Here is a 24909-nt window from a genome sequence, read left to right as displayed (position 1 = left end):
GAAATTAAAATGGGTTTACACCAATTGAGGAGGCGGGGAAGAAGGCCCTTGTTTCCAGGAATAATGCTCATTTTTTTCTCCCCATATTAAACTTTGAGAAGACTCAGCCGAAACAACAAGCGGTAATGGGCTCAAAGCATCTGGAATGCTGCAATAAATGGATTTATAGAACTGAAGCAGTTGATCCTGTGCTTTTTGTTGTTGGGGATCACCAGCGAAAGCCTTTTTTGTAAGATCGTCCAAGTATCGGTTCAAGAAGGTTTCTTCCTGGTCCCACCAACACCAATAAACGATGGAATCCCCCTGGATTTTTTGTTCTAGCACATCGTACATTTGGTCTTGGAACTCAAACTCCCTGGCATGTTCCCAACGGAGTAAAGTATCCATCTGATCTTGCGCAAAAGCCAAACGCACCAAACGTTCTTTGCTCATTCCCGCCTTCATGGCTTGTTTAACCTCCTGCTTGACCATTAGCTTTTTATACTGCAACCAGGTGTACGTACCCAGTGCAGGCAGGCTCAAACAAGCCAAAAGTAATATGCCAGACAGTTTTTTCAAGCTCGTATTTTAGTCCAATTCAATCAACCAGCAGTGTAAAACAAATTTAGGTTTAGTTTTTAAACTTAATTCATCATTCATAACTTATCACTCATAACTTTTCTGGAATCCGATTGGGATAATCCGTAATGATTCCATCAACACCCATTTCAATCATTTTTTGCATGACATTGGTTTCATTAACCGTCCAGGGAATAACCTTCATCCCCATTGCGTGTGCCTTCTGAACAACTTCCGCCGAAAGTAAACCAAAGTACGGACTATATATGCTGGGGGTAAAGCCCAATTCTTGCACATTGGCTTCCATTCCACGGCGATTTTCAACCAACAAGGCAAGGGTTATCTGAGGGGCCAGCTCCCTTACTTCGCGGAGTACCCGAGGGTCGAAAGATTGAATACAACAAGATTTTGTGATGCCAAGATTTTGAATTTCATGTATAACCAATTTGGCAAATTCAGCAGGAGGAGGCGTTCTTTTACCATCCCAGGCAGGTTGGCTTTTGATTTCAATATTGTAATGTGGCAGGATACGTTTGGTTTTTGCGCAATAAGCTTGTACTGCTTGTACTACCTCTTTCAAGAGGGGTTTGTGGGCGGCCATTGCCCCTTGTTCGGGAAAACGTTCATTTCCCCTTCGTCCACAATCGTATTTGGCTATTTCTACATAGGGCAACTGATACAGCAGCAATTTGTTTTCTTCCTCAGCTTTGACTGCATCACCGGCAGGGGTAGAACAAATAGCGGCCGACATCCAGGGCTCATGCGAGATCAACACCTGGTTGTCAGCCGACACAGCAAGATCTAGTTCCAAAGTACGAATCCTGGGAAATTCCAATGCCTTTAAAAATGCTGGCAAAGTATTTTCAGGGGCCAAACCACGTGCACCGCGGTGACCTTGCCAATCAAAAGTATTTTGCATTTTTGTGTCGCCCATTGTACTTTTTGAGGAATGACAGGCTGAGCAACAAAATAGGAAGATTGAGAATAGGAAAGGAAATGGAAGGGAGAAACTTTGTTCTAGTTTGTTTTTCATAACTCGCAATTTTTCTGCAAGGTTATGAAAAATTTAAAGGGAGCGGTAATCAAGGTAATAAAACAATTCAAGCATTCGGTACATCAAGTAACGTGTGATCAGCATACAGTGTAAAGGGGACCGGTTTTTAAAAAGGCAGATTAGAGTTGTGGAGCAATAATATCCACCACTACAATCCCCCTTTTGCACCATTGGTAAGGGTGTTTGTTAATTGCAAAGACTTTCATAGAACTAAATTGTAATCCAGTGTTCAATGCCAAATATTCGGCATGTTCTTCAGTGTTCAAAGTGCGACATAAAGATAGAACTAGTTTAAATTTTAATGCTAACAATTTTAAGAAAAATTAACGTTCAAAAATCAAAGAAAAAATCAGGAATTTTTTATTATAAAAATATGATTATCAATATTTTAAACAAATCCAATTTTAATGAAAAAGTTAAAATTCTTTCAATTGAAAGTCAAAATGAATTATCATAAAAGAGTCATATGTTTCAAAAACCCTTCAATCTTGTCTTTTAAGAGACTTTTTTGATCTCTACCATGATCTCGAGAATGGCATTTCCAGTCAAACCCGAGGTGCCACATACTGATCCATCCTGCCCATATGCGATAGTGCTTTTACCTTGCAGTTTGGCTGAATACAATACTTTATACAAATTAGCTTGTGGCCCCAAAAGGGTAATTTGAAAACCAATGACCTTTCGCCTGGCGTCTTTTGTACCTGCAAATCCTCCATTTTGTACAAAAGGAGTTGCTCCCTGGCTTTGAATAAACAGTCGGTATTGGATGCCAAAGTTTTGGCTTTCAGGCTCCACCTTTAATTCTAGGCCCAATAAACGATTGTTTGTAAAAGCATCTTTGGTCCACTTCCCTTCTTCCAATACCACGCTGGAATCTCGGTTAAAATAAGCCTTCCCACTTACATTCAAGTCCACCAATGGTGTACTTCCACTGTTTTTCGCCAATTGGACTGCCTTTAGCGCGTTGATCCGACCATATCCATAAAGTTGACTATGCCCTCCTGCATCATACCTACCCCCTTGGGGGTCAATTCGGTCACATGCAGACTTGATGAGGTTTTTCACCTGATTTACAGTTAATTCTGGGTTAGCTGCCAGCATCAAGGCTGCTACACCTGCCACTCCCGGGCAAGCGCTAGAGGTACCACCAAATGTAGCAGTGTAGTTTCCCTCCTTGTCCCCAATGGTGTTTTCGGCATTGCTAACTCCCACATTGTACCCTCTTCCCCCCATCCGGTCGGTTGTCCAGATCCCAGGAGTCAGGGGACGGGTAGGTTCCAGGTTCGGTGCAAAAATGTCATTGCTAGGGAAGGCGCACCAAATGGCTTTCCCAAAATCGCTGTATACACTCCGTTTGCCCCGGTCGTTACACGCTGCAACGGCAATAATAGGTGCATAGGCCGCATACCCATCCAGGTCGACACTTTCGTTGCCGTTGCCCGCTGCCCAAACTATGACACAACCTTTTCCTTTACGTCCATTCTTCAGGGCATAGTCAATGGCCAAACGGGCACTATCTGGAAGAGGAGCGTTCACCTTATGGATGGGATCATTGGGATTGCTCCAATCACCATCCGCAGGCCCCCAGCTACAGGAAATCACATCAGCGCCGTTGTCAGCAGCCCAGGCGAAAGCTTTGGCCTCCGCCATAGAACCCAGGCCGCCCGACCGTATGGGCATCAATTTTGCGTCCGGTGCTACTCCACTCGCTTTACCAACACCCGCGGCACAAGCTACTCCTGCACAGGCGGTGCCATGGTTGTCCCCAAAGCCACGGGGGCGAGGGTCATCCGTATTGCGTATGGTGTCTCGGGGGGCAACAATTTTCCCTGCTTGATTGAATTCAAGATGGTCAATGTCTACCCCATCATCTATTACGGCAATGGTAGCTCCAAGTCCGCGGCTTATTTTCCACGCAGCTTCCGCCTGAACGTTTTGTTCTATGGTTGTTCCATTGATCTTGGTGTTGATCAGGTGCCATTGCATGGGGTGAATGGCTTTATAGCGTTTTTCTTGGACCAATTCGGGATGACAGTACTCCATCTCGGGTAGGCCAATCAAAGATTCAGCGATTCTAAAGATATCCAAACCCGTTCCCTCGGGAGCTTTGGCAAAATAGGCATTGGTTGCAAAAGTAAGTTTTTCGGCAATTTCCAGTTTGTGCTCCTTTAAGATGGTTTCACAAAGTTCCTGGGATGTTTCGTCCTTGAATTTGACAAAAAAGTTTTCTGTATAGACATAAATACTGCCCGTTTGGGCATCTTTCAACACCCGCCCGGCAAATCGGATACTCGGTTCTTTCTTAAAAAGCCTACGAATGGTATTGCGCAGGGTTTTGGCCAGAGAGCGTTTGGCTTCCAAAATCTTGTACACCACCACATCAGCCTCAGGGAATGCAGCTACCGGGGATAAGGTGGAGGCAGCTTCACGGGAAGCATCCGAAAGGTTGAGGTCCGACAGAGATTTGCCAGTTTGGGTACGTACAACCACAAGATCAGGGGCTTCAACCAGTTGAATGAGCTGGCCATCCCGGCCACCGTAGCGGATAGAATACATAGTTTTTGGGTTTTAGGGGAAAGTTACAATTCTTTTTTAAAAAATATACGGGTCTTGTCCGATTCTTTCTCCGCTGTTCGTCAACAGGGCATGTTCATTAATTTTTTAACTTTAAACCAAAAAAAATGGAAAAGTATTTGCTCCTGTTTCGCAACACTACGGAAACTGAATCTGCTTATCAGGGAATGTCGCCCGAAGACATGCAGGCTGAATTGGACAAATGGAACAGCTGGATTGGTGGGATTGCCGCTCAAGGCAAGTTGGTAGGTGCTGAGGCTTTGGAACAAGAAGGCAAGGTTGTTACGGGTTCCAAACATGTGGTAACCGACGGCCCTTTTGTAGAAAGTAAGGAGTTGGTCAGCGGGTACCTCGTTTTGCAAGCTGCCAGCATCGAGGAAGCCATCGAATTGTCGAAGGGTTGCCCTATTTACGAGATTGAAGGACGAGTGGAAGTTCGGCCCATTCAGGTTTTTAATTAAGCCTGCTATGGCTGAGCAGCCAGTTCATCATACGGTAGAGCATCTTTTCCGACACGAGTCGGGAAAGATGCTCGCGGTATTGACCAAGTTATTTGGCTTGAGCCAGGTCGAAATTGCGGAAGACATTGTACAAGAGACCCTGATCGCCGCGCTGGAAAGTTGGAAGCTAAAGGGTTTGCCGGACGATCCCAGAGCCTGGCTTTACCGTGCAGCCAAAAACCGCACCATCGATTATTTGCGCCGCGAACGCAATTTTCGGTTACGCATTGCTCCAGTCATTCGCCAAGAGGAGTCCGACCCTGAGGCTAGCCATTGGCTCGATGCCTATTTTTTGGATACCGAAATTGAAGATGCACAGTTGCGGATGTTGTTTGCGACTTGCCATCCGGCCATTCCACTGGAATCTCAATTGGCATTGATGTTGCGCACCCTTTGTGGTTTGAGTACGGAAGAGATAGCCGCGGCTTTTTTGTTGCCCACAGATTCCATTGGTAAACGTTTGTACCGGGCCAAAGAAAAAATTCGTCAGGAAAAGTTATCGTTGGAAGTCCCCAGTGGAGTGGAGATACTCCCCCGTTTGGACGCCGTACTACACGCAATATATTTGTTGTTCAATGAAGGATACAAGTCCGCTTCCAATGACACTGTAGTACGCCATGAACTATGTGCCGAAGCCATTCGCCTGGGGGCTTTACTAGCACGTCATCCGTTGAGTAATTTGCCCAAAACTCATGCCTTATTGGCCTTGCTCTGTTTTCACTCAGCTCGCCTGGATACACGGCTCAATGCCGAGGGAGAGATTGTGCTACTGGAGTACCAGGACCGTAGTCGTTGGAATCGCCAGCTGATCGCACTGGCTTATGAACACTTTAAACAATCCAGCCAGGGAGAAACAATCAGTGCCTACCACCTGGAAGCCGCCATTGCCTCTTACCATGCAGTTGCCCCCAGTTTTGCTCAAACCAATTGGCAGGCCATTTATTATTGTTACAACTTATTGATGAAAGTACAGCCCTCTCCCATTGTTGAACTTAATCGGGCCATTGCTATGGGTTACGCTGATGGGCCCAAAGCGGGTATTGAAGCTTTGTCAAAAATTGAGGGAATGGTCAAACATTATTTATGGCATACGGCATTGGGTGATTTTTACCACAAGGCCGGAAACAGAACTGATGCATTGGCAGCATACCAACAGGCCTTGCAAATGGTCACCTTGCAGGCTGAGTATAAGGTTATTCAGGGGAAGATTGAGGGATGTGAGGGTGGGTGAGCGGCTACTTCACCACCATCACATCCACCCGTGAAGCATACCCCCCACTCCGATACACCCGATGTTCCGCCTTCACATAATCACTTTCTTTGGCCAAAAAGATATTTGGCACAAACTTTTGCGGATTGCGGTCGATCAGCGGGAACCAGGTACTTTGCACCTGCACCATGATTTTGTGCCCTTTTTTAAAGACGTGATCCGCTTGTAGCAAGTCCACTGTGTAGGCATTGACCTCATTGGGTTTAACTGGCAGGGGCGTTTCAAATCCTTTGCGGAAACGGCCACGCAGCACATCAGCAGCTACCATTTGTTGATAACCACTCATTTGGCGATTTTCTTTCACCATATCTGGATGAACATCAATGAGTTTAACAATCCAGTCAGCGTCGGAAGCCGAGGTAGAAGCGTAAAGTTGAGCCAGGACTTTCCCGGAAATGGTCACGTCATTTTCCAGAACATTGGTTTCCCAACTCAGCACATCAGGGCGATGGTGCACAAATCGTTGATCTTCGGTCATCCAGGTCCGCCAGCGCGAGCCAGGGCCATAGGTTTGTTCAATTGGGCGACTGCGGTAGGGAACCGGGTTAGCAGGATCGGAGATGAAAGCATCGAAAAGGTTAGTGGTCGAAGGCACAGGTTTTTCAAAGGATAATTTCCCGTTGGGATGGAAGTACAAGGCCTGCTGCACTGCTTGTTTGGGTGTCCAGGAATTGTAGTTTTTCCACTTGTTGGCTCCGGTTTGAAAAATGGTCGCCTCAGCAAATTGGCCATCCCCTTTGCCTTTCAAATGGTAATTGAACCAGGTCAATTGCAGGTTTTCCCGGTAGTTTTTGGCAGTAGGTACACCAAATTGCAAATTGCCCAGGGAGCTCCCTTCTCCTCGCGACCAGCCGCCGTGGTTCCAGGGGCCGATTACGATGTAATTCAGCTTATTTCGATCTTTTTTTTCCAACAACTCGTACATGAACAGAGGGCCAGCAAAATCTTCCTGATCGTACCACCCTGCCACGTGTTGGGTGGGAACCGTCAGTGGGCGGTTTTCAAAGCGATGCAGCAAGGATTGTTTTTTCCAAAAAGCGTCATAGTTTGGGTGGTTGACGAAGTTGTTCCAGGTCGGAATGGTATTTTTAAAGTACTTGGCATTTACATTGGAAAGAGGACCCAAGCGTAGGTACCACTCGTAATTGTCGTAAGTATCAAAAGGAAAAAGGGTGTCAGTTTTACCCGCCTCCTCCATAAAAGCGTAGTCAAATCCATAACTGAGGCGAAAGGCCCCGTTGTGGTGCATGTCGTCGTTGATGAACCAATCCGCGGGAGTGGCTTGCTCAGAAACCGCCTTAAGGGCAGGGTGCGGATCAATGAGGGCCATCATACTGGTCCAGCCATCATAAGAAACACCAAAGATTCCTGCCTTACCGTTGTTGTTGGCGATATTTTTCAACAACCAATCGATGGTGTCGTATGTATCTGTGCTCTCATCAATACTGTTGGGAACAATGGGATCGCGGGTCATGCGCAACATTTCAAATTTACCTTCTGACAAATAACGCCCACGAATGTCTTGTTTGACAAAAATGAACCCTTCCCTGGCCAGTTCGGGTTGACTGCGTTCGGGAAAAGCGGCATCGGCAACACCGTACGGGGTTCGGCTGAGCAAAAAAGGCAGGGGCTCCTGGCTTTCTTTGGGCAAAAATATGACCGTATGCAGCTTAATGCCGTCACGCATGGGAATCATGACGGATTTTTTTTCGTAGCGCGATTCAGGGATTGATTCCTGAGCCCATGTATTCAAACCTACTGTTAAGCTGAGCAGAAGGAAAAAATAAGGTTTCATTGGTGGTGGATTTGAGCTCAAAATAAAAAAATCTATCCACAACCTATGCCTTCAATGAGTCAATAGTCAAAAGCGGCCTCCCATTCTTTTTTCAACAAATTTTGCAGTTTTGACATTTCATTGCAGGCGTTTTCATAGCCCAGATTGAAAGCTTTATCAATGGCTTTGCGATCAAGCATCCCGATTGCCTCAATTCCTGGAGGCGCAAACAAGAAATGGCAGGATGCCAATTTCGGTTGTACAATGGCGAAGCGCGACAAATCCATCGCCCGCATGGCTACCTGCATGGAACTTTTGACATCACTTCCCTTGATTGGCGAAATGGGGTGTACGTAACTACCCATCAAAAAATTACAACTCGATTGCAGGGGCTCCAGTGGGAAGTTGTTCATGATGCCGCCATCGGCGTGCATGGCACCATCGATCAGCATGGGTGAAAAAACAGGAGGCAAAGAAGCCGAAGCCAACAACACATTGATCAGTTCTCCACTGTTGTGCACCTCCCAGTCCCCTTTTTCCAAATTGGTGGTCGTGACAAAAAGAGGCTTCTGCAATATTTCAAAAGCATCTTCTGGGAAATATTTTTCAAAAATGGGTCGGAATTTTTCCGTATCAAGCAGGCCTGGTTTGGATGTAGAGTAGTAATAAATGCTAAACAATGGGGTTGATTTAAAAAACTCCAAGCTCTCTTCAGGGCTATGACCTGCGGCAATCAAAGCTCCCGTTAAGGCGCCAGCGCTGGATCCGGCAATACAATCAAAATCAATTTCATGTTCTCTCAGGGCTTTGACCAGCCCCAAATGGGCCATTCCTTTGATGCCGCCCCCGGATAAAACAAGGCCAGTGTTTAACATAGTGGGCAAGTTTTGGGTGATAGAATTCTGAGAGAAGTTAAACGATTTTGAGCTGGGATGCAAGTATGTGTGGAACTCAAAGAATGAATTTTTTTTCAAAAACCAAAGCGACATATAAGCACAAAAAAATGTCGCTTTGGTAAAAAGGGAAAGTGAAGGAAAACACTTATTTTATCCGATACCGCAGTCCCAAATCCACCCAATTCGGCTTCAACAACAAATCACTGGTTTTGGTAAAGTGCTGCAAGGACTGTCGATAACCTAAGGTAGCACTCCAGCGCGTAGCGATGCGATAAGATAAAGTGCCATGAGCTGAAAGCCCAAAAGCCTTGAATTTGTTTTTGGACAAATTATTTGCTTCGGCTTGAAGGGAGTTACCGGCAGAATTGCTGAGGGTTAAACTGCTTTCAGCATTGTCAAAAAGGGTACTGCGCAAATATTGCCTCCCAAGTTTGATCCCCCCGAGATACTGGAGATCTCCGCCTAAAGCAAGGCCAAAACGTTTGCCGATGGGATGGTACAAAGACAGGTTTATGTTGATGAACTGCAATTGAATGTTGGACACATCCTGGGTGCTGTTTCTGCCCACCAAAATCCCCGTCATAGGTGGATCCTGGCTGGCCAATTTAACATCTGAATAGTTGGATCTGCCCGTAGTAGAATCCAACTGAATGCTTTGAAAACCTACTTTTGTGAGTTCATAACCCAGCCCTGCGTGCAAGCGCATCCGTCCAATCGGAATTCCGGTCAATACGCCTGCCTTGTAACCACTCAAACCTCTTACGCCCGAAGCCAACTGGGTGCCCGCTTCAGCCCACCACTCCAGTTTTTGCCTGGCTCGTTGGGGTTTAATGCTGACTTTTTCAGATTCTGCTAAGGGTAGATTCAAGTCCGATTGTCTGGTGGTTAAAACTTCAGCGGCACTCCATGTTTCAACAGCAGTTTCATCTTTTGAAAAATGATTTGGCTCCTCTGAATTGGGGCTGAGGATACTCACTCTATCTTCAGCTTGGGTAAACGGAGTAGTAGTTTCATTTTTGAACACATTGACAGCCTGCAAATCACCCGGTGAAGCTGGTTGTTTAGCAAGTCCGTGGCGATATTGGAGCATCTGCTTGTCTGTGATCAATGTGTTCTTGGCCGTTTTTTGCGATTTTTCTGCTCCACTGGCAGGTTCCAATGCAGCAATAACCTCAATTTTTCTATCGGCTTGCTGCACAGGCGCTGATGTTGGCTCTTCGGGGCTGGTTTTGCTGTGTTTGTCAGCATGCTGTACAGTGTGCTTTTCCCCCTGTGCTATAACAGCTTGGTTTTGCTGTGGCTTTTCTTCAGCAACGGGAATTTTGCCATCCAATAAGGTATCACGGCCCAACAACACACACAAGCCGAGGGCAGGCAGGAACCACAACCAAAAAGCTCCCCGGCGCTTGCGCTGCGGCATTTCCCGATCCAATAGCTTGTGCATTTCCTGCCAGGCGTGATCGGCGAACAAATCCTCATGTAAATTATCCCGCATAGTTCCGTTGGTTATTGAGTTGACGATTGATCATCTCTTTCAGTTCTTTTCGTGCAATGGACAGGTACCATTTGGAAGTACCTTCACTCATGTTCAGTAAGTCGCCAATTTCAGCATGGGTATATCCTTCAATCGCATACATCCGGAATACCCGCTGGCTAACATCAGGCAATCGATCTACCAGGCTTAAAATGTCTTCAAGGTACAAATTGGACAAAGCGGATGAACGGGTTGGCGCATCCCGGCCATCCAATTCCAAAAAGTCGAATTTGCGGGTGTTGTTTTGGCGAAAATAATCCGACAAACAGTGAAATACTACCCGGCGGATCCAACCTTCCAGTGATCCACTAAAAGTAAAGGTGTCAATTTTTTGAAAGACTTTCAGGAAGCCATTGTTGATGATTTCAAGTGCCACGTCGCGGTCTTCCGTATAGCGCATACACATCCTCAACATCACCGGGAAGTACTTCCGGTAAAGGAGTTCTTGATAGTAGCGACTATTGGCTGCGCAGCCTGCTACTATCTCTTTTTCGGTGTGTGGTTGTTGCGGGTTTTGCGCCATGTTATCAGTCCTTGGTGTACTGTTTTGATGCCTCGGCTTCAAAATAGTAGACCCATTTTTAACACCCAACGATTCAATTTGTAGTCATTTTCTCTGCGCCACCGGCTGGTTTCCCACCAATCTTCGACCAGGGTTGCCCGTTGGTGCCAGTAGCCTAGCTCTGTAGTGAAGCGGGTAGTTTTGGCGTTGTGCCAAACAATTCCTAGGGCCGGATGAATCCGCCAACCGCCTTTAAAGGAATAAGCTTCCGTTTGTTTGTCAGCCGACCAACCTACACTGTAGCCGCTGTCCAGTAGTGCATAGGCACGATGGCGTCGCTCAGGTTTGTTGTAATACCTGATTTCGGCAACAATTGGAATGAGTCGATCGGAAATTCCCCCAAACATAAAGTTCATCCCGGTACCCAGGCCAAGTCCCACGCGGGGCGTCATTTGCATGCCAAAACTGTATTCAAAACCCAGGCCTGATCTGCTGTTTGCGGTCGTTTTAACCCCAAAAGGCATAAACAAAGCGAAGTTATTGTAAAAAGTTTCCGTTTCCAAAAAAGGCTTTTCAGGCTTTTCTGGTTTCAAAAAGTATTCCACGTTCGTAGTGTGCGCTCCGGCCACAAACTTATCCAGCAATTCAAAAGGAATTTTCATCAGAACCCCTTCATCTGTGCGGAATAACATGGCTTTGCCCAGTTCGTAAAACTGAATTTCGCCCCAAATTCTTTTCCCTGTTTTTAAGACGACCAAATCCTGCTTTGGTATCTTGCTTTTGCCTTCAAGCTGGGTTTTGTTTTGCCCATCAACATGAAAAAGGGTTAAAAAAAACAGCGCAAATAGGTAGATGTACTTCATTGGCTTTGTTTTTGACTCCAACGCGATAATCTTGAACCTAACTCCCCGAAAGTTTTCCTCTTTCGGGGAGTTCTGAGCAAAGATCAAATCCTATTTCAATCAATCTATTTCACATTGCAAATAGAGCACCCAATCATTTTGAAACCTTCAACACACTCAAGCGTACTGGTTTCTTCGGATTGGAATAATCATACTGATAAATTCCGTTTTTACCCGTGATGATGGCCAGACCTTTTTTCTCCAGCGCAATGACGTCAAAGGCATCAAAGTCATTCAAGTGTGACAATTGGTTCTTGTCTATCGCTAAGTCGTCTTTGGCGTCAAACACCTTCAAACCCTGGTCGCTTTCACAAATCATCAGCACATCACCTGTGATTGACAAACCAACTGGTCTGTGCAAGGGATAAGTTTTGATCAACTTGGGTTGGGTGATTTCTGTAATGTCCAATACATCCAGCTGATTGTTAAAGCCCTGACAAACGGTTCCTTCCCGCAAAGTCACGTAAGCCCGATTTCCCTGGGCCACAACTGGGTCACAAGCTCTGGCGTGTTGAAAGTTGGACAAAAACTTGGGTGACTCGGGGTCAGTTGCATCGAATATTTGCATACCCGACATCCCGCCAATAAAAAGTTTGTCATCGTAGGGATAAATGGTTTCAATGTCCCAACCAATGCCAACGTTACTGGCCATTTTGGGTTCGGTTGCATTCAGCAAACTGAACACCCGCAAGTTAGAACGATCTACAGTGTACAAATGGTTTTCAGTGATGGTGAATCTTGCGGTGGAGCCACCGATACCCACGGTAGTTCCTCCAGGTGCACCTACTTTGGAGCCACTGTTAGATGCATTTGCAAAGGTTCTGACTGCCACATCAGCTTCCAACCAGAGTCCTCCTCCACGGAAAAAAACGATCCCACTCTGGTCACAAGAAGGAACACTTTCAGTAGTTTCCGTTTCTTTATAAGTTACCAGATAACCTTTTTCCGGGTCAATTCCATAATTGGGAAATGCATCTTTGACCCGGCCTGCAAATTTGGGGTTTGCTGGATCTTCAATGTTGATCATGACCAAATCGACCCAGCTGTCGGCATAAAGGATGTTATTCCTTACCGACATATCAATGTTCCCCGGGATAGGTACAAATGCTACAGATACGGGTGCTTTGGGGTTGCGATTGTCAACGATATGGAAGCCTTCCTCCGGTTCGTTGATAAAAAGGTATTCCTCATACACATATATTTTACCCGCATCCTTAATGTCTCTGGGGGCTTCCGGTAAAATATCTTTGCGCAGCTCCTTCCCGTTGATGTATTGCGGATCATACCGAATGTAAGTTGTAGAGGTTTCACAGGAATCCTTCAAACAACTGGTCAGCCCTGTCATCAACAACAGTCCCAATAATCCAGTGAGAAAATGTTTACGTAGCATCATGTCAGGTTTTTTGTTCGGCTTTGAATTCATTAAGTAAAAATTCAAAGTCAAGCAGTTATCAGGAATAATAAAGGCAAAGTAGCTACTTCAATTTCGGAAGACGGTCCAGGCTGGAAATAGGTTGGTAAATTGTAGATTTTTTTCAGCAATCAACTTGTTTATCTCTTTTAGAAAGGGGCAGGACTCTCATTAAAACAAAAAAAGGCTTAATTGATTCCAACCAAGCCTTTTGATTTAGTATTAATCGTCTTTTTACTTCGCTTTGGGAAGAAAGTGCTGAAGTTATTAATGTACGATCAACTTTCTGGAAATCGCGCCCCGTTCTCCCTTCAACCACAAATGGTATATACCCGCAGGAAGCGAATGGGGATTAAACAAATATTCGTTGTTTCCGACGCTGGTTTGAATTTTTTGCTGATGAACTACTTCGCCCAAGGCATTTGCCAAAACAGCATTCAAGGCCATATTTTCATCCGCCTCGAATCGCAGGCGAATTTGGTCACCTGACTGAATTGGATTGGGATAGAGTTCCAATTTGTGAATCGTTTCCAACAACGGAACAGCTGTTGTAGATTGGTTGATCGTAAAAGAACGAGCAGTGGAATAAGATTTGCAAGCGTACATGGCATTAAAAGGCCGGATCCGCCAATAATAGGGTCGGGAACTACTTAAATTAGCTATTTCGATTGCTGTATCCCGGGTAATTCCGCGGTACACCACATTTCCAAAATTGGCCAACAAACTCACTTCCAGCAAATAACCACTGGCATTTTCTGCGTGGTTCCACTGAAACATAATTTTGCGGTTGTAAGAACTCACTACCACTTTATTTCCAGGGAATTGAAGGATGTCTCCAATTGGTTCGATGCCGCTACAGGGGGCGATGGGCATAAAATGTTTCTGCAAAGCTTCACCCAAATAACTGTGCATGGCCCCAACCTGGCTGGGAGAAAATCGGTTGGCGCAATTGCCCAAAGAATAAGACATGATCAGGGAGCCGTCCGAGCAGAAATAATTTCCATTGGGGTCCATTTGTTTGATGATACTGATTCCCTTGCTGTCACATTCCCAGCGGCCTGACAAATAATCGGGTGGGGTATCACAAAAACCATCACCCGCTAAGTTACAGTTACTGCCATTCGCCATTTCAACTTCAATTCCCATTTTAGTTGAATGTGGTGCAGGTTTTGAAGGATCGACATTCTCCATTTCCCACCCGTAAAAAGTGTGTGGCAAAGACAAATAATGTCCCATTTCATGAGCCCAGTTGGCATCCTTTCCATTGGTACAATCATTGTTTAGGACGATGGCCATACTTTGTCCACCAGGCATGTAATTGTAGCCACATGCGTCCATTGGATCGCCAACAAAGTATACGTTTACCGTTTCGGGTACATTGTAGCGTGAAAAAAGATTGGGTATTTGAGGAAAAGTGGTCTTATCGTGGTCAAAGAGAACACTGTTGTTGATGTATTGGAAATCTCCTTTTATAAAAAATTGTAGCCCTGTAGATGCATATTTTTCATTGAGTGAACACAAGGCATCCAGTATTAAATGCCCCCCGATGTATTCTTTGCCTTCATCCGTACCAACAACGTGAATGGTCATGGCAATGTACTTGTTTTCGTCAGAACGCAATTGTGGACCTCGCTGCCGTTTTTGAAACTCGGTCAGCCAACTTGATTTAATAGCAGGAGTGGCACAAGGAATAAGCGGTTGGGCTTGCAAGAACAAGCAACCTATGGCCAGAAAACAAAGCAATAACGTATGGCGTACAAAACGCATACAGGGGGTGTTAAGTGGTGATGTAAACTAGTGTCTCTCAAAAAAGCTCATAAAATCGAGGGTGAAACTAATAATAATCATGCGAATTTGAAAGTTTTGCAAAAATTCAGTAAATCTTTTGTCTCCACCCGAACATTGCAGAAATAATTCCCTAATATTGCGGGGAATCCTCAAAGGGCAGTCTAATTGGGCTTTTCTGACTTTTTGAACTGCACTTTATATCTTCAAATTTGTCAATTTTAACTTTCATAAAAGAATATAAAATGAGCAAAGTAACCGTTGTTGGCGCTGGTAACGTAGGAGCTACCGTAGCCAACGTACTGGCACACCGGGACATTGTTAAAGAAATCGTATTGTTGGACATTCAGGGCAATATGGCCAAAGGCAAAGCCCTGGACACTTGGCAACAAGCCCCTATCGATTATTACAGCACACATCTGAGGGGTACCGATAATTACGCTGATACCGCAGATTCTGACATCGTGGTGATCACTGCTGGCGTGCCCCGCAAACCGGGGATGAGCCGTGATGATTTGATTTCGACCAACGCCAAAATTGTCAACAGCGTTACCCGCTCCATCCTCGAGCATACCAAAGCACCAATCATCATTGTCGTTTCTAACCCTCTGGACGTAATGACTTATGCCGCCTACAAAACGGCGGGTTTGCCTGCGACCAAAGTATTTGGTATGGCGGGTATTCTGGATACTGCACGTTATCGTGCATTTTTGGCAGAAGCATTACAGGTTTCTCCTAAAGACATCCAGGCCGTATTGATGGGAGGACATGGAGACACCATGGTGCCGCTGCCTCGTTATACCACGGTTGCTGGGATTCCGGTCACTGAACTGATCGATGCCGAGCAGCTCAACGCAATTGTAGAACGCACCAAAGTAGGTGGTGGTGAGTTGGTCAACCTGATGGGTACTTCTGCCTGGTATGCTCCAGGTGCAGCTGCAGCTCAAATGGTTGAGGCTATCCTGAAGGATGAAAACCGCATCTTCCCTTGTTGCGTAAACCTGAGTGGCCAATACGGCTTGAAGGATACTTTTGTAGGTATTCCCGTAAAATTGGGTAAATCTGGTATCACCGAAATGATCGAGTTGAAGCTGGATGCCGATGAAATGAAGTTGTTGCACGATTCTTCAACCGCTGTAAAGTCGGTGATGGACGTTTACGACAATATGGGATTATAGCCCTCATCTGCCAGCAATGAGCCGTCAGCTGATGGCTCATTGCTGACAGATGATAGCTTCTGAACCTTTTCCACTCTCCTTTGTTACCTAGTAAAAATCTGTTTTATGCTTTCTGCCGAAACGCAAGGAGAGGTTCTCGATCAAATGATCACCAACACGGGAGATAGCCTGCGCATGGCGGCTGCCAAATCCCCGGTTTTGCTCGTCTTTCTGCGTCATTTTGGTTGTGTATTTTGTCGTGAAGCATTGTCTGATATTTCAAAGCGCCGCAAGGAGATAGAATCTACGGGTACCAGGATTGTTTTTGTCCATATGACGGACAATGACATCGCAGAGCGTTATTTTTCCCGCTATGATTTGGAAAACGTCATTCATATTAGTGACCCGGACTGCACTTTTTATCGTGCCTTTGGTTTGCTTAAAGGCAATTTCAATCAACTTTTTGGTTTACATTCCTGGATTAGAGGATTTTCTGTAATGGCGGCAGGTCACAGCGCTGGACCTCAACTAGGCGATGGTTTCCAAATGCCTGGGGTTTTTGTGATCCAAAATGGCGAAATCCGGGAAAGCTTCATCCACAAACTATCTTCTGACCGACCCGACTATGAGGAGTTACTCAAATGTTGTGTCCTGGATTAATTCAGTCCCTTTCCATTTTTTTTTATCTTCGATAAACCGAACACCCCTGCTTTGGTGTTCCAATTACTTTAGAATCTGTTTAAGGCTATTCTGCCTACAATTTTCACAACCCAGTGCCCAATGATTGGATGGAAATTTGGTGAATATCAACCCGGCGAACAAGGAGGAACTCCCTTCGAAAAGCTGCTCAAAATATTTCAGGAGTTGTTGCTGTACACCTCCGGTGATGTCAATGAAGCCATGTCCTGGTTGACAGAACTGGACAAAGAATACAAACTAACCGATGAAAATTATGGCATTGCTGACTTTTTTCAAGACTTGATTGACAAAGGTTACCTGCGCCAACCCGATGAACGACAAAGCGGTTTCAGCATTGCCGCCAAAATGGAAATCGCCCTGCGACAAAAAGCTTTGGACGACATTTTTGGCAACATCAAAAAAGCAAAACAAGGCAACCACAGCACCAAATCGGAAGGCCGCGGGGACGAACTCACCGCCGAACTCAGGCCCTATGAGTTTGGAGACCAACTGGACAAGCTGGCCATCTCGGAATCGCTGCGCAATGCCCAAATCAATCACGGCATTGAAGAATTCAAACTGGCCCACGAAGACCTGGAGGTACATGAAACCTTCTACCAAAGTCAGACCAGTACCGTGTTGATGATCGATATTTCCCATTCGATGATTCTATATGGTGAGGACCGCATTACCCCTGCCAAACGAGTAGCTATGGCCTTATCGGAATTTATCACTACCCGGTATCCCAAAGATACGCTGGACATCATTGTATTTGGTGACGATGCCTGGCAAATCGAAATCAAAGACCTCCCCTACTTACAAGTGGGCCCATACCATACCAATACTGTAGCTGGACTGGAGTTGGCGATGGACATTCTCCGCCGCCGTAGAAATCCCAACAAACAGATTTTTATGATTACGGATGGGAAACCAACTTGTATCAAAAAGGGAAAAAAATACTATAAGAACAGCTTTGGGATTGATCGAAAAATCCTGACCCGCACCCTGAATCTGGCACAAAGTTGCCGCAAATTGAGCATTCCGATCACCACGTTTATGATTGCACGAGATCCTTATCTGGTGAAATTTGTGGATTCTTTCACCCGAGCGAACAATGGCAAGGCTTTTTACAGTAGTCTGGAAGGCCTGGGAGAGTTTGTTTTCCGGGATTACAAAACGAATAAATCAAAGCGTGCCCGCTAACTTAGGTTTCTCTTTGGTGCCTTAGGTTTCTTAGGTGGTGAAAAATAAAAGCCTTGCGAAGCGAGGCAAATTTAACCACCTAAGGCACCAAAGAGAAACCTATTTTAATTATACGTTGAAACGGAAGTGCATGATGTCTCCATCAGTCACCACGTATTCCTTCCCTTCCACACCCATTTTGCCTACTTCTTTCACTGCAGGTTCTGACCCATATTTAATGTAATCATCGTATTTTATTACTTCGGCGCGAATGAAGCCCTTTTCAAAGTCCGAGTGAATAACACCCGCCGCTCCTGGGGCTTTCGTGCCTTTGCGAATGGTCCAGGCCCGCACTTCTTTTTCTCCGGCAGTAAAGTATGTAATCAGGTCAAGTAACTTGTACGCTGCATGGATCAACACATTGACGCCTGGCTCTTCCAGACCCATGTCTGCCAAAAACTCCAACCGCTCCTCATAACTCTCCAACTCGGCAATATCTGCTTCGATGGCCGCACTAATGAGAATAACTTCTGCAGGTTCGGCAACTACTGCTTTTTTAAAAGCCTCTGAGTGTGCGTTGCCACTGATTACAGAGGCTTCATCGACGTTGCACACGTAAAGGATTGGTTTGCCCGTAAGCAACATCATGTCTTTCAGAATGGCCTGCCCTTCATCATCCAGGTCACAGGAACGAGCGGGTTTGGCGTCTTGCAGGTGGGCTAGAATTTTTTCGACCTGATCTACTATGCGCAACTCTTCCTTGCCACCACTTTTTGCCGCTTTTTTGGCTTTGTCAAGGCGCTTTTCAGCGGTATCGATGTCTTTAAGGATCAATTCAGTATCAATCACTTCCTTGTCGCGCACTGGATCTACATTCCCATCCACGTGTACAACATTGCCATCCTCAAAACAGCGCACCACGTGAATGATGGCGTCCACCTCCCGGATATTGCCCAGGAACTGATTGCCCAAACCTTCACCCTTGCTTGCCCCTTTGATCAACCCAGCGATGTCCACAATTTCTACGGTGGTTGGCACCACAGAGCGCGGACCGATGAGTTCCACCAACTTGTCCATTCGGCGGTCAGGCACGGTGATCATTCCTACGTTAGGCTCCTTGGTAGCAAAAGGATAATTGGCCGCCAGCGCCTTGGCATTGGTCAACGCATTAAAAAGGGTAGATTTTCCTACGTTGGGTAAACCAACAATTCCACATTTTAGTGCCATATTGCGAGAAAGTTGTGAAAGGTTGAAAAGTTCAAAAGTTGAGCAGTTGAGGCTACCGCGAGTAATTTTGACAAAGTCCTTGCCTAAGCTTCTCGCGGTAGTCTCAACTGCTCAGCCCTTCAACTCCTCAACTATTTTTTAAAAGGCGCGGCAAAGATAAACTTTACGATGAATTTTTTGGCTCATTTTTTCTTATCAGGCGACGATCCTGCATTGATGGCAGGAAATTTTCTGGCGGATTTCATCAGCAACCGGGAAGTGAACGAGTTACCGGCAGAAGTACAACAAGGCATTGTGCTGCATCGCCAGATTGACCAATACACAGATAGCCATGCTGCAGTGCGTCAGAGCATTCAACGCCTTTACCCGCGTCACCGCAAGTACGCACCTGTGCTGGTAGATGTGTATTACGATTATTTTTTGGTGCACAATTGGGCAGTGTATACCACTGAAGAGTTTGGCGCTTTCCGACAGAAGGCTTACGCGGCTTTGTACCAGTACCTTCCAAGTATGTCAGCAGTGATGCAAAAAAGAGTTCAGGGAATGGTCGAAGCGGATTGGTTGCGCAGTTACGGGCAGTTTGAAGGGCTGGAATACACTTTTATGCGCATGAAAAGTCGAACTTCTATGCCAGAGCATTTGGAGGGAGCCGTGGAGACGCTAAAGGTTTTTCAGGAGGAGATGGACGAGGAGTTTCGGTGGTTTTTTCCAGAAGTATTGGGGTTTGTGCAGGATGTTTTCCCGACCTACATCAAAAACCCATGATTAGCACTGTTGAATCACCTCAGGCAGAATAGTATAAGTAGATTGGTTGTTAAAAACTGTTAAACCTCCAACCCTCCTTCGCCTCTGCCAGTCTTATCCCTTCTGACAAAGCATTTTTATTTTACCCAACTGTTTTACACCATGAAGATTTCCAAAATGATTTTGGGGTTATTGGCCCTGGCTTTCATCGCATTCGCCTGTGAAGACGATGACAATGGCAGTCCCGACAAAAACACCTTCACCTTTGATTTCACAACTGCCACCGAGGGCTGGGTGGGCGCCTTTGCCGATTTGCCCAAATTGGACAACCAGCAGGACTCTTCCATTTACGAGTTGAGTTACAAATGGGCCGCCTTGCCAGCTGAAGTAGGAGGCAACCGGGTAGGTTCCTTACAAATCATCGGCCACAACCGCAGTGATGATTTGTTTATGTACCTGAAACGCAAAGTGACGGGTTTATTGCCCAACACCACTTATCAGGTAGAATTTGACATTGACTTAGCAAGCGAAGCACCATCGGGTGCTGTGGGCATTGGTGGTGCGCCTGGCGAAAGTGTTTATTTCAAGGCCGGGGTGGTCGATAAAGAACCCGTAGCGGTGCTCGACCCGCTTGACAATCATTACCGCATGAACATCGACAAGGGGCAACAATCCCAAAGTGGTCGGGATATGAAGGTACTAGGCGACATTGCCCATGGGAAACCCGCCAGTGGTATGGGCTCATCCCCTTTCACGATCATCAATCGCAAGAACAGCAACCAGCCAATTAGTGTCAAAACCGACGCCCAGGGGGCCTGCTGGATTGTACTCGGAACCGACTCTGCTTACGAGGGTTTGACCCGCTTGTATTACGACAGAGTGGGCGTAGTCTTTACACCACAAGCAAAATAGGCAGGGCTCCTTGCTGGGTTTTTCTGAATTTTTGCTTACTTTGCATGTCAATGTTCGCATACACGTTGTAGGGAGGATGAAAAAACCTCCCTACAACGTTGTTTTTATAGAAAACCACTACTTCGACACATGAATGCAGAAAGCTTTGCAAATCTGCTCAAGGAATACGCGCAACTCTATCAATTGCCGATGGAGGAACTGCGCACCATGGTGATGCAATACCCCTATTGCCACAACCTGCAAGTATTGCTTCAGGAAAAAGCGGAACTCGATCAACATCCCGACCGAGAAAAGAACTTGGCTAAGGCTGCTACTTACGCCATAGATCGCAAACATTTGTATAAGCGGCTAAAATTGATGCGTGAGAAAAAGACTGAGCCCAAGGTTGAAGTCTCATATCACGCGGGTGAAGACTTTCTGGAGCTCAAAGACCTCACCGCTGTACAGGCCGACCTTGAAAAGATTGCACTGGGAACTTATGAGGATCCGTCGGCAACACAAACTATGGCCATTGAACCGGAACCTCCTTCCATTATGAATGTTCCCGCCAGTACAGAGCCAAGCCTTAATTCTTCTTGGAACGGCGCTTGGGATGGGGGCAACGACGACCTGTACGAAGACATCAGCCTGGAAACAGATTCCCTCGATTTTACCCGAAATACCATTTCCAATCCAATTCCAATTATTACTTCGGATATTTCTGTTGAAACTGAAGCACCTGTAGAGGATGCCTCTGACTCGTCTACGCTTTCTCCAATTGCAGACGAGGAGTCGCTCACATCCACACCTTCTACCCCACACCCAATAATTCCAACTCCAAAAAAATCATTTAGCAGTTGGAGCAAAGCCGCTCAAAGTGCTTATTTGCAGAACTCCATCCAACAATTGTTGCAGGATCAACACCTCGATGCTAAAAAAAACAAACACATCGATAGTGTCGACAGCAAAAACGAGGTTAGCAAAAAAGCCTGGCAAAGCATAGTAGATGGCGACAGTATGGCTTCCGAAACCTGGGCCCAATTGTTGGTCAATCAAAAACAATACCACAAAGCGATTGAAGTATATGAACGTTTGATGTTGTTAATTCCAGAAAAAAGTTCTTTCTTTGCAGCTCAAATTGAATCGATCAAAAATAGTTTATCATGACCTTTATTACCATAGTCATCGCACTGGTCAGTTTCGCGTTGATGTTTTTCATTTTGATCCAAAACCCTAAGGGTGGTGGTATCGACTCAACCTTTGGCGGTAGCCAGGCCAATCAATTGTTTGGCGCATCTGGGTCGACTGAAATTGTGGAAAAGATTACCTGGGGCCTAGCTGCTGCCTTGTTTATCTTGTGCATCGTTGCATCTTTGATGGTAAGCAACATCGGTACTGCTGGCGAACAACTGCTTTCGCAATAATTTTTTCGCAATACATTTACACCAAAACGGGCAATAGTGAAAACTGTTGCCCGTTTTTTGTTGACAAAAAAATTGAAACATGCACAATCCCTGGCAAACCCTGTCCATTCAGGAAGTTTACGACAATCGTTGGATCTCAATTACCCATCGCGAAGTACTTACCCCCGCTGGCACTCCTGGTATTTATGGAGTAGTTCATTTTAAGAACCTGGCCATTGGGATCGTACCCATCGATGAGGAAGGCAATACCTGGTTGGTCGGCCAATACCGCTATACACTGAATCAGTATAGTTGGGAAATTCCCGAAGGGGGCTGCCCCAAGGGTACGGACCCTCTCGAAACCGCCAAACGTGAACTCAAAGAAGAGACCGGGATGCAGGCCGAGCACTGGGAACAAATCATCGATTTTCATACTTCCAACTCTGTTACGGATGAATACGGGATCGCTTATCTCGCCACTGGACTGAGTTTTGGCGAAGCCGAACCGGAGGAAACCGAAGAATTGCAGGTCAAAAAAGTGCCTCTACAGGAAGCAATTGATATGGTTCTGAGGGGGGAAATTACCGATGCTTTGTCTGTGATGGCCTTGATGAAGGTCCACATCATGAACCTGGAGAAAAAAAATTGAGCAGGTCTTTTCAAGAATAACGCATTTCCCTTTCATTTCAAGCTTTGAAGCACTCAACTCTTCAAGTTTGTTTTTACTTTTAAGCCCATGATTGCATGGCAAAAAATACGTGGTTACTTGCGGGGCACCTTGCAGCACCTGTTCATTGGGGGCATTATTGTCTTCATCAGTATATTGTTTCCTACCCACACACGATTTAAGTACAGCTATGAGCAAGGCCAGATTTGGAATTACGAAGATTTGTCGGCCCCTTTTGATTTTGCCATCAAAAAACCAGATCGTCTGCTCAAGGCTGAAATGGATTCCATTCTCGCCGATTTTTCACCCTTTTACCGCCTGGACGATAGTGTAGGTGTCCGTTGTTTGCGAAAATTTGAGGCCCGTTTTGACGATCAACTCAAAAATCTTGAAAAAAGCCAATTCCTTGATGTGCGGCGCAATCCGGAGCTTTACCGCAATTTGGGTGAAAAATTCCTGCAAAACAAACACCGGGAAGGAGTAGTCAATTTGGATCCCAGCCACCAGCGGGAAAATAAAAACTTTGTAATCCATTTGCTCCGAGGTGGAACTTTTGAGGAGCGAACCTTGGGTAACTTGTTCACTCTGGACAAAACCAACCAAGCCATTTCGGATAGCTTACAGAACTGTGGCCTCCCCAACGCCGATTTTTTATATGCCCTATTGGTCGAATGTTTGGAACCCAATGTCACCTACGACAAACTGAATTCAGAATTGGCCCGCAAAGAGATGTTGAGTGGGGTGGCCAAACACAGCGGCATGGTGCGGAAAGGAGAATTAATCGTTCCCCGCTTTGGGGTGATCAGTGAGCCAGTTCAGCTGAAACTGGAGAGTTTAAAGGAACATTTTGAAATAGAAATCGCCCAGCGCAGTTGGGGAATTTATTTGGGGTATTTTTTATTGACCGCACTGGTTATTGGCCTCTTTGCCGCTTTCCTGTATTTGTACTGCCGCCCCTTGTTCGACAACTGGTACGAACTTACCTTTTTACTGGCCTGGTTTCCGGTATTTGCCTATTTGGTATTCATCATTACCCGCATCGATGCTTTGAGCGTTTACATCATTCCATTTGGCATTGTACCCATTTTGGTCAAAACCTTTTACGACAAATGGTTGGCCTTGTTTACCCATTCAATGATCATCTTGTTGGCTACATTTTTGTCTTCTTCGGGTTTTGAATTTGCTTTTTTGCAAACCCTGATTGGAGTAGTTATTTTATTGACCAACGTGGATACCCGCGATTGGAACCAGTATTTTTTCACCATCTTTTACATCTTTTTGGCCTTTTGCTTAGGGTATTTAGGGCTGAGTCTGGTACAACAAGGGAGTTTCAAGGGCATCGATCTGGCCATGTTCAACTGGATTTTTTTAAGCACATTTTTAACCCTTTTGGCCAATCCCCTGATTCCACTGCTCGAACGGATGTTTGGCTATACCTCATCGATGGGCTTGGCAGAATTATCTGACCTCAATCGACCATTGTTGCAGGAATTGGCCATCAAGGCACCTGGAACTTTACAACACTCCTTACAAGTAGCCAATTTGGCCGAAGCTGCCGCCCGCCGTATCGGCGCCAACCACCTATTGGTGCGGGTAGCGGCTTTGTACCACGACATTGGCAAAATAATTCAGCCAGAGTATTTTATCGAAAATCAGGGCGGCCACAATCCACATGATCAATTGCCCTACCGTGAAAGCGCCCGGGTAATCATTGCCCATGTTACCCAGGGTGTTGAACTGGCCAAACAATACCGCCTGCCCAAACTCCTGAACGAATTTATCCTGACCCATCATGGAACCACCATGGTGGAGTATTTTTACCGCAAAGAACAAGATGCCTTTCCTGGTGAAGTGATCAATGAATCGGATTTTTGTTACCCTGGCCCTAAGCCAAGGACTAAAGAAGAAAGTATCCTTATGCTGGCCGACTCAATCGAAGCGGCTGCTAAAGCCAGTTTAAAAAACCCTGCGCCAGGAGATATTCAGGCTTTGGTGGAGCGCATCGTTGCGAACAAACTGAGCAAAAAACAACTGGAAGATTCCGCTCTGACTTTTAACGATCTGGAAAAATGCAAGACTGTTTTTTTGCAAATTTTACGCTCAGTTTACCATGCCCGAATTGAATACCCAAGCGAAAAATAAGGCAGGTGTCACCGTTTAAAAAAAGCTGGATTTATTCCCTGTAGAATATTACCTTTGC

22 protein-coding genes are annotated in these 24909 nt (G+C 45.7%); 11 read left to right on the top strand and 11 right to left on the bottom strand.

Annotation, left to right across the window (positions count from 1 at the left end; all coding sequences use genetic code 11):
• Window positions 1-15 precede the first annotated feature (15 nt).
• The 3 genes from SFV55_RS03610 to SFV55_RS03600 form a co-directional block, all read right to left on the bottom strand.
• Window positions 16-558 (bottom strand): hypothetical protein, encoded by a 543-nt coding sequence (locus SFV55_RS03610; protein WP_320028095.1) that lies wholly within the window; start codon window positions 556-558, stop codon window positions 16-18.
• A 91-nt stretch (window positions 559-649) separates the two neighbouring features.
• Window positions 650-1477 carry a glycerophosphodiester phosphodiesterase gene (locus tag SFV55_RS03605; protein ID WP_320028094.1) on the bottom strand — a complete coding sequence of 276 codons (828 nt, stop codon included), beginning with the start codon at window positions 1475-1477 and terminating at the stop codon, window positions 650-652.
• Window positions 1478-2107: 630 nt separating this feature from the next.
• The gene (locus tag SFV55_RS03600) at window positions 2108-4168 is read right to left on the bottom strand and encodes a S8 family peptidase (protein ID WP_320028093.1); all 2061 of its coding nucleotides are present in this window, start codon (window positions 4166-4168) and stop codon (window positions 2108-2110) included.
• 125 nt (window positions 4169-4293) lie between these two features.
• Between SFV55_RS03600 and SFV55_RS03595 the strand changes: the two genes are divergently transcribed.
• Both SFV55_RS03595 and SFV55_RS03590 read left to right on the top strand, forming a co-directional pair.
• Complete coding sequence (locus tag SFV55_RS03595; RefSeq protein WP_320028092.1) at window positions 4294-4647, top strand: YciI family protein; 354 nt, start codon at window positions 4294-4296, stop codon at window positions 4645-4647.
• Between the two features lie 7 nt (window positions 4648-4654).
• Window positions 4655-5917: an RNA polymerase sigma factor gene (locus tag SFV55_RS03590; RefSeq protein ID WP_320028091.1), complete on the top strand. Its 1263-nt coding sequence runs from the start codon at window positions 4655-4657 to the stop codon at window positions 5915-5917.
• A gap of 4 nt (window positions 5918-5921) precedes the next feature.
• Here the strand turns inward: SFV55_RS03590 and SFV55_RS03585 are convergent, their stop codons facing one another.
• From SFV55_RS03585 to SFV55_RS03555, 7 genes are all read right to left on the bottom strand, one after another.
• Window positions 5922-7751, bottom strand: a complete 1830-nt coding sequence (locus SFV55_RS03585) for a CocE/NonD family hydrolase (RefSeq protein ID WP_320028090.1) — start codon at window positions 7749-7751, stop codon at window positions 5922-5924.
• A 59-nt stretch (window positions 7752-7810) separates the two neighbouring features.
• Window positions 7811-8605, bottom strand: coding sequence for a patatin-like phospholipase family protein (locus SFV55_RS03580; protein WP_320028089.1), 795 nt, complete (start codon window positions 8603-8605; stop codon window positions 7811-7813).
• Window positions 8606-8771: 166 nt separating this feature from the next.
• Window positions 8772-10121 (bottom strand): hypothetical protein, encoded by a 1350-nt coding sequence (locus SFV55_RS03575; RefSeq protein WP_320028088.1) that lies wholly within the window; start codon window positions 10119-10121, stop codon window positions 8772-8774.
• Window positions 10111-10683, bottom strand: a complete 573-nt coding sequence (locus SFV55_RS03570; RefSeq protein WP_320028087.1) for a sigma-70 family RNA polymerase sigma factor — start codon at window positions 10681-10683, stop codon at window positions 10111-10113. The genes SFV55_RS03575 and SFV55_RS03570 overlap by 11 nt, the downstream gene beginning before the upstream one ends.
• A 38-nt stretch (window positions 10684-10721) precedes the next feature.
• A complete protein-coding gene (locus SFV55_RS03565; RefSeq protein WP_320028086.1) occupies window positions 10722-11525 on the bottom strand; it encodes a hypothetical protein in 804 nt (267 codons plus the stop codon).
• A gap of 133 nt (window positions 11526-11658) precedes the next feature.
• Window positions 11659-12957 carry a hypothetical protein gene (locus SFV55_RS03560; protein ID WP_320028085.1) on the bottom strand — a complete coding sequence of 433 codons (1299 nt, stop codon included), beginning with the start codon at window positions 12955-12957 and terminating at the stop codon, window positions 11659-11661.
• A 285-nt stretch (window positions 12958-13242) separates the two neighbouring features.
• Complete coding sequence (locus tag SFV55_RS03555) at window positions 13243-14742, bottom strand: T9SS type A sorting domain-containing protein (protein ID WP_320028084.1); 1500 nt, start codon at window positions 14740-14742, stop codon at window positions 13243-13245.
• Window positions 14743-15005: 263 nt separating this feature from the next.
• Between SFV55_RS03555 and mdh the strand changes: the two genes are divergently transcribed.
• The 3 genes from mdh to SFV55_RS03540 all read left to right on the top strand — a co-directional run bounded on the left by mdh (window position 15006) and on the right by SFV55_RS03540 (window position 17798).
• On the top strand, window positions 15006-15938 hold the full coding sequence (gene mdh, locus SFV55_RS03550; RefSeq protein ID WP_320028083.1) for a malate dehydrogenase: 933 nt from the start codon (window positions 15006-15008) through the stop codon (window positions 15936-15938).
• Window positions 15939-16043: 105 nt separating this feature from the next.
• The gene (locus tag SFV55_RS03545; protein ID WP_320028082.1) at window positions 16044-16577 is read left to right on the top strand and encodes a peroxiredoxin-like family protein; all 534 of its coding nucleotides are present in this window, start codon (window positions 16044-16046) and stop codon (window positions 16575-16577) included.
• Window positions 16578-16697: 120 nt separating this feature from the next.
• Window positions 16698-17798, top strand: a complete 1101-nt coding sequence (locus SFV55_RS03540) for a vWA domain-containing protein (protein ID WP_320028081.1) — start codon at window positions 16698-16700, stop codon at window positions 17796-17798.
• A 108-nt stretch (window positions 17799-17906) separates the two neighbouring features.
• On the opposite strand, the gene ychF is transcribed toward SFV55_RS03540, so the two are convergent.
• Entirely contained in the window at window positions 17907-19004 is a 1098-nt protein-coding gene (ychF, locus tag SFV55_RS03535; RefSeq protein ID WP_320028080.1) for a redox-regulated ATPase YchF, read from the bottom strand.
• A gap of 168 nt (window positions 19005-19172) precedes the next feature.
• Between ychF and SFV55_RS03530 the strand changes: the two genes are divergently transcribed.
• The 6 genes from SFV55_RS03530 (at window position 19173) to SFV55_RS03505 (ending at window position 24851) form a co-directional block, all read left to right on the top strand.
• Entirely contained in the window at window positions 19173-19769 is a 597-nt protein-coding gene (locus tag SFV55_RS03530; RefSeq protein WP_320028079.1) for an ACP phosphodiesterase, read from the top strand.
• Between the two features lie 141 nt (window positions 19770-19910).
• The gene (locus SFV55_RS03525; RefSeq protein ID WP_320028078.1) at window positions 19911-20660 is read left to right on the top strand and encodes a hypothetical protein; all 750 of its coding nucleotides are present in this window, start codon (window positions 19911-19913) and stop codon (window positions 20658-20660) included.
• A gap of 129 nt (window positions 20661-20789) precedes the next feature.
• Complete coding sequence (locus SFV55_RS03520; RefSeq protein WP_320028077.1) at window positions 20790-21806, top strand: hypothetical protein; 1017 nt, start codon at window positions 20790-20792, stop codon at window positions 21804-21806.
• A complete protein-coding gene (gene secG, locus SFV55_RS03515; protein ID WP_320028076.1) occupies window positions 21803-22063 on the top strand; it encodes a preprotein translocase subunit SecG in 261 nt (86 codons plus the stop codon). The genes SFV55_RS03520 and secG overlap by 4 nt, the downstream gene beginning before the upstream one ends.
• 79 nt (window positions 22064-22142) lie before the next feature.
• The gene (locus tag SFV55_RS03510; RefSeq protein WP_320028075.1) at window positions 22143-22691 is read left to right on the top strand and encodes an NUDIX hydrolase; all 549 of its coding nucleotides are present in this window, start codon (window positions 22143-22145) and stop codon (window positions 22689-22691) included.
• A gap of 87 nt (window positions 22692-22778) precedes the next feature.
• On the top strand, window positions 22779-24851 hold the full coding sequence (locus SFV55_RS03505; protein ID WP_320028074.1) for an HDIG domain-containing metalloprotein: 2073 nt from the start codon (window positions 22779-22781) through the stop codon (window positions 24849-24851).
• Window positions 24852-24909 lie beyond the last annotated feature (58 nt).

The organism is Haliscomenobacter sp. (genome assembly GCF_033763495.1).
Classification (GTDB): domain Bacteria; phylum Bacteroidota; class Bacteroidia; order Chitinophagales; family Saprospiraceae; genus Haliscomenobacter.
The sequence above is the reverse complement of the archived record's forward strand: the minus strand, read 5'-3'. Positions and strand labels throughout refer to the sequence as shown.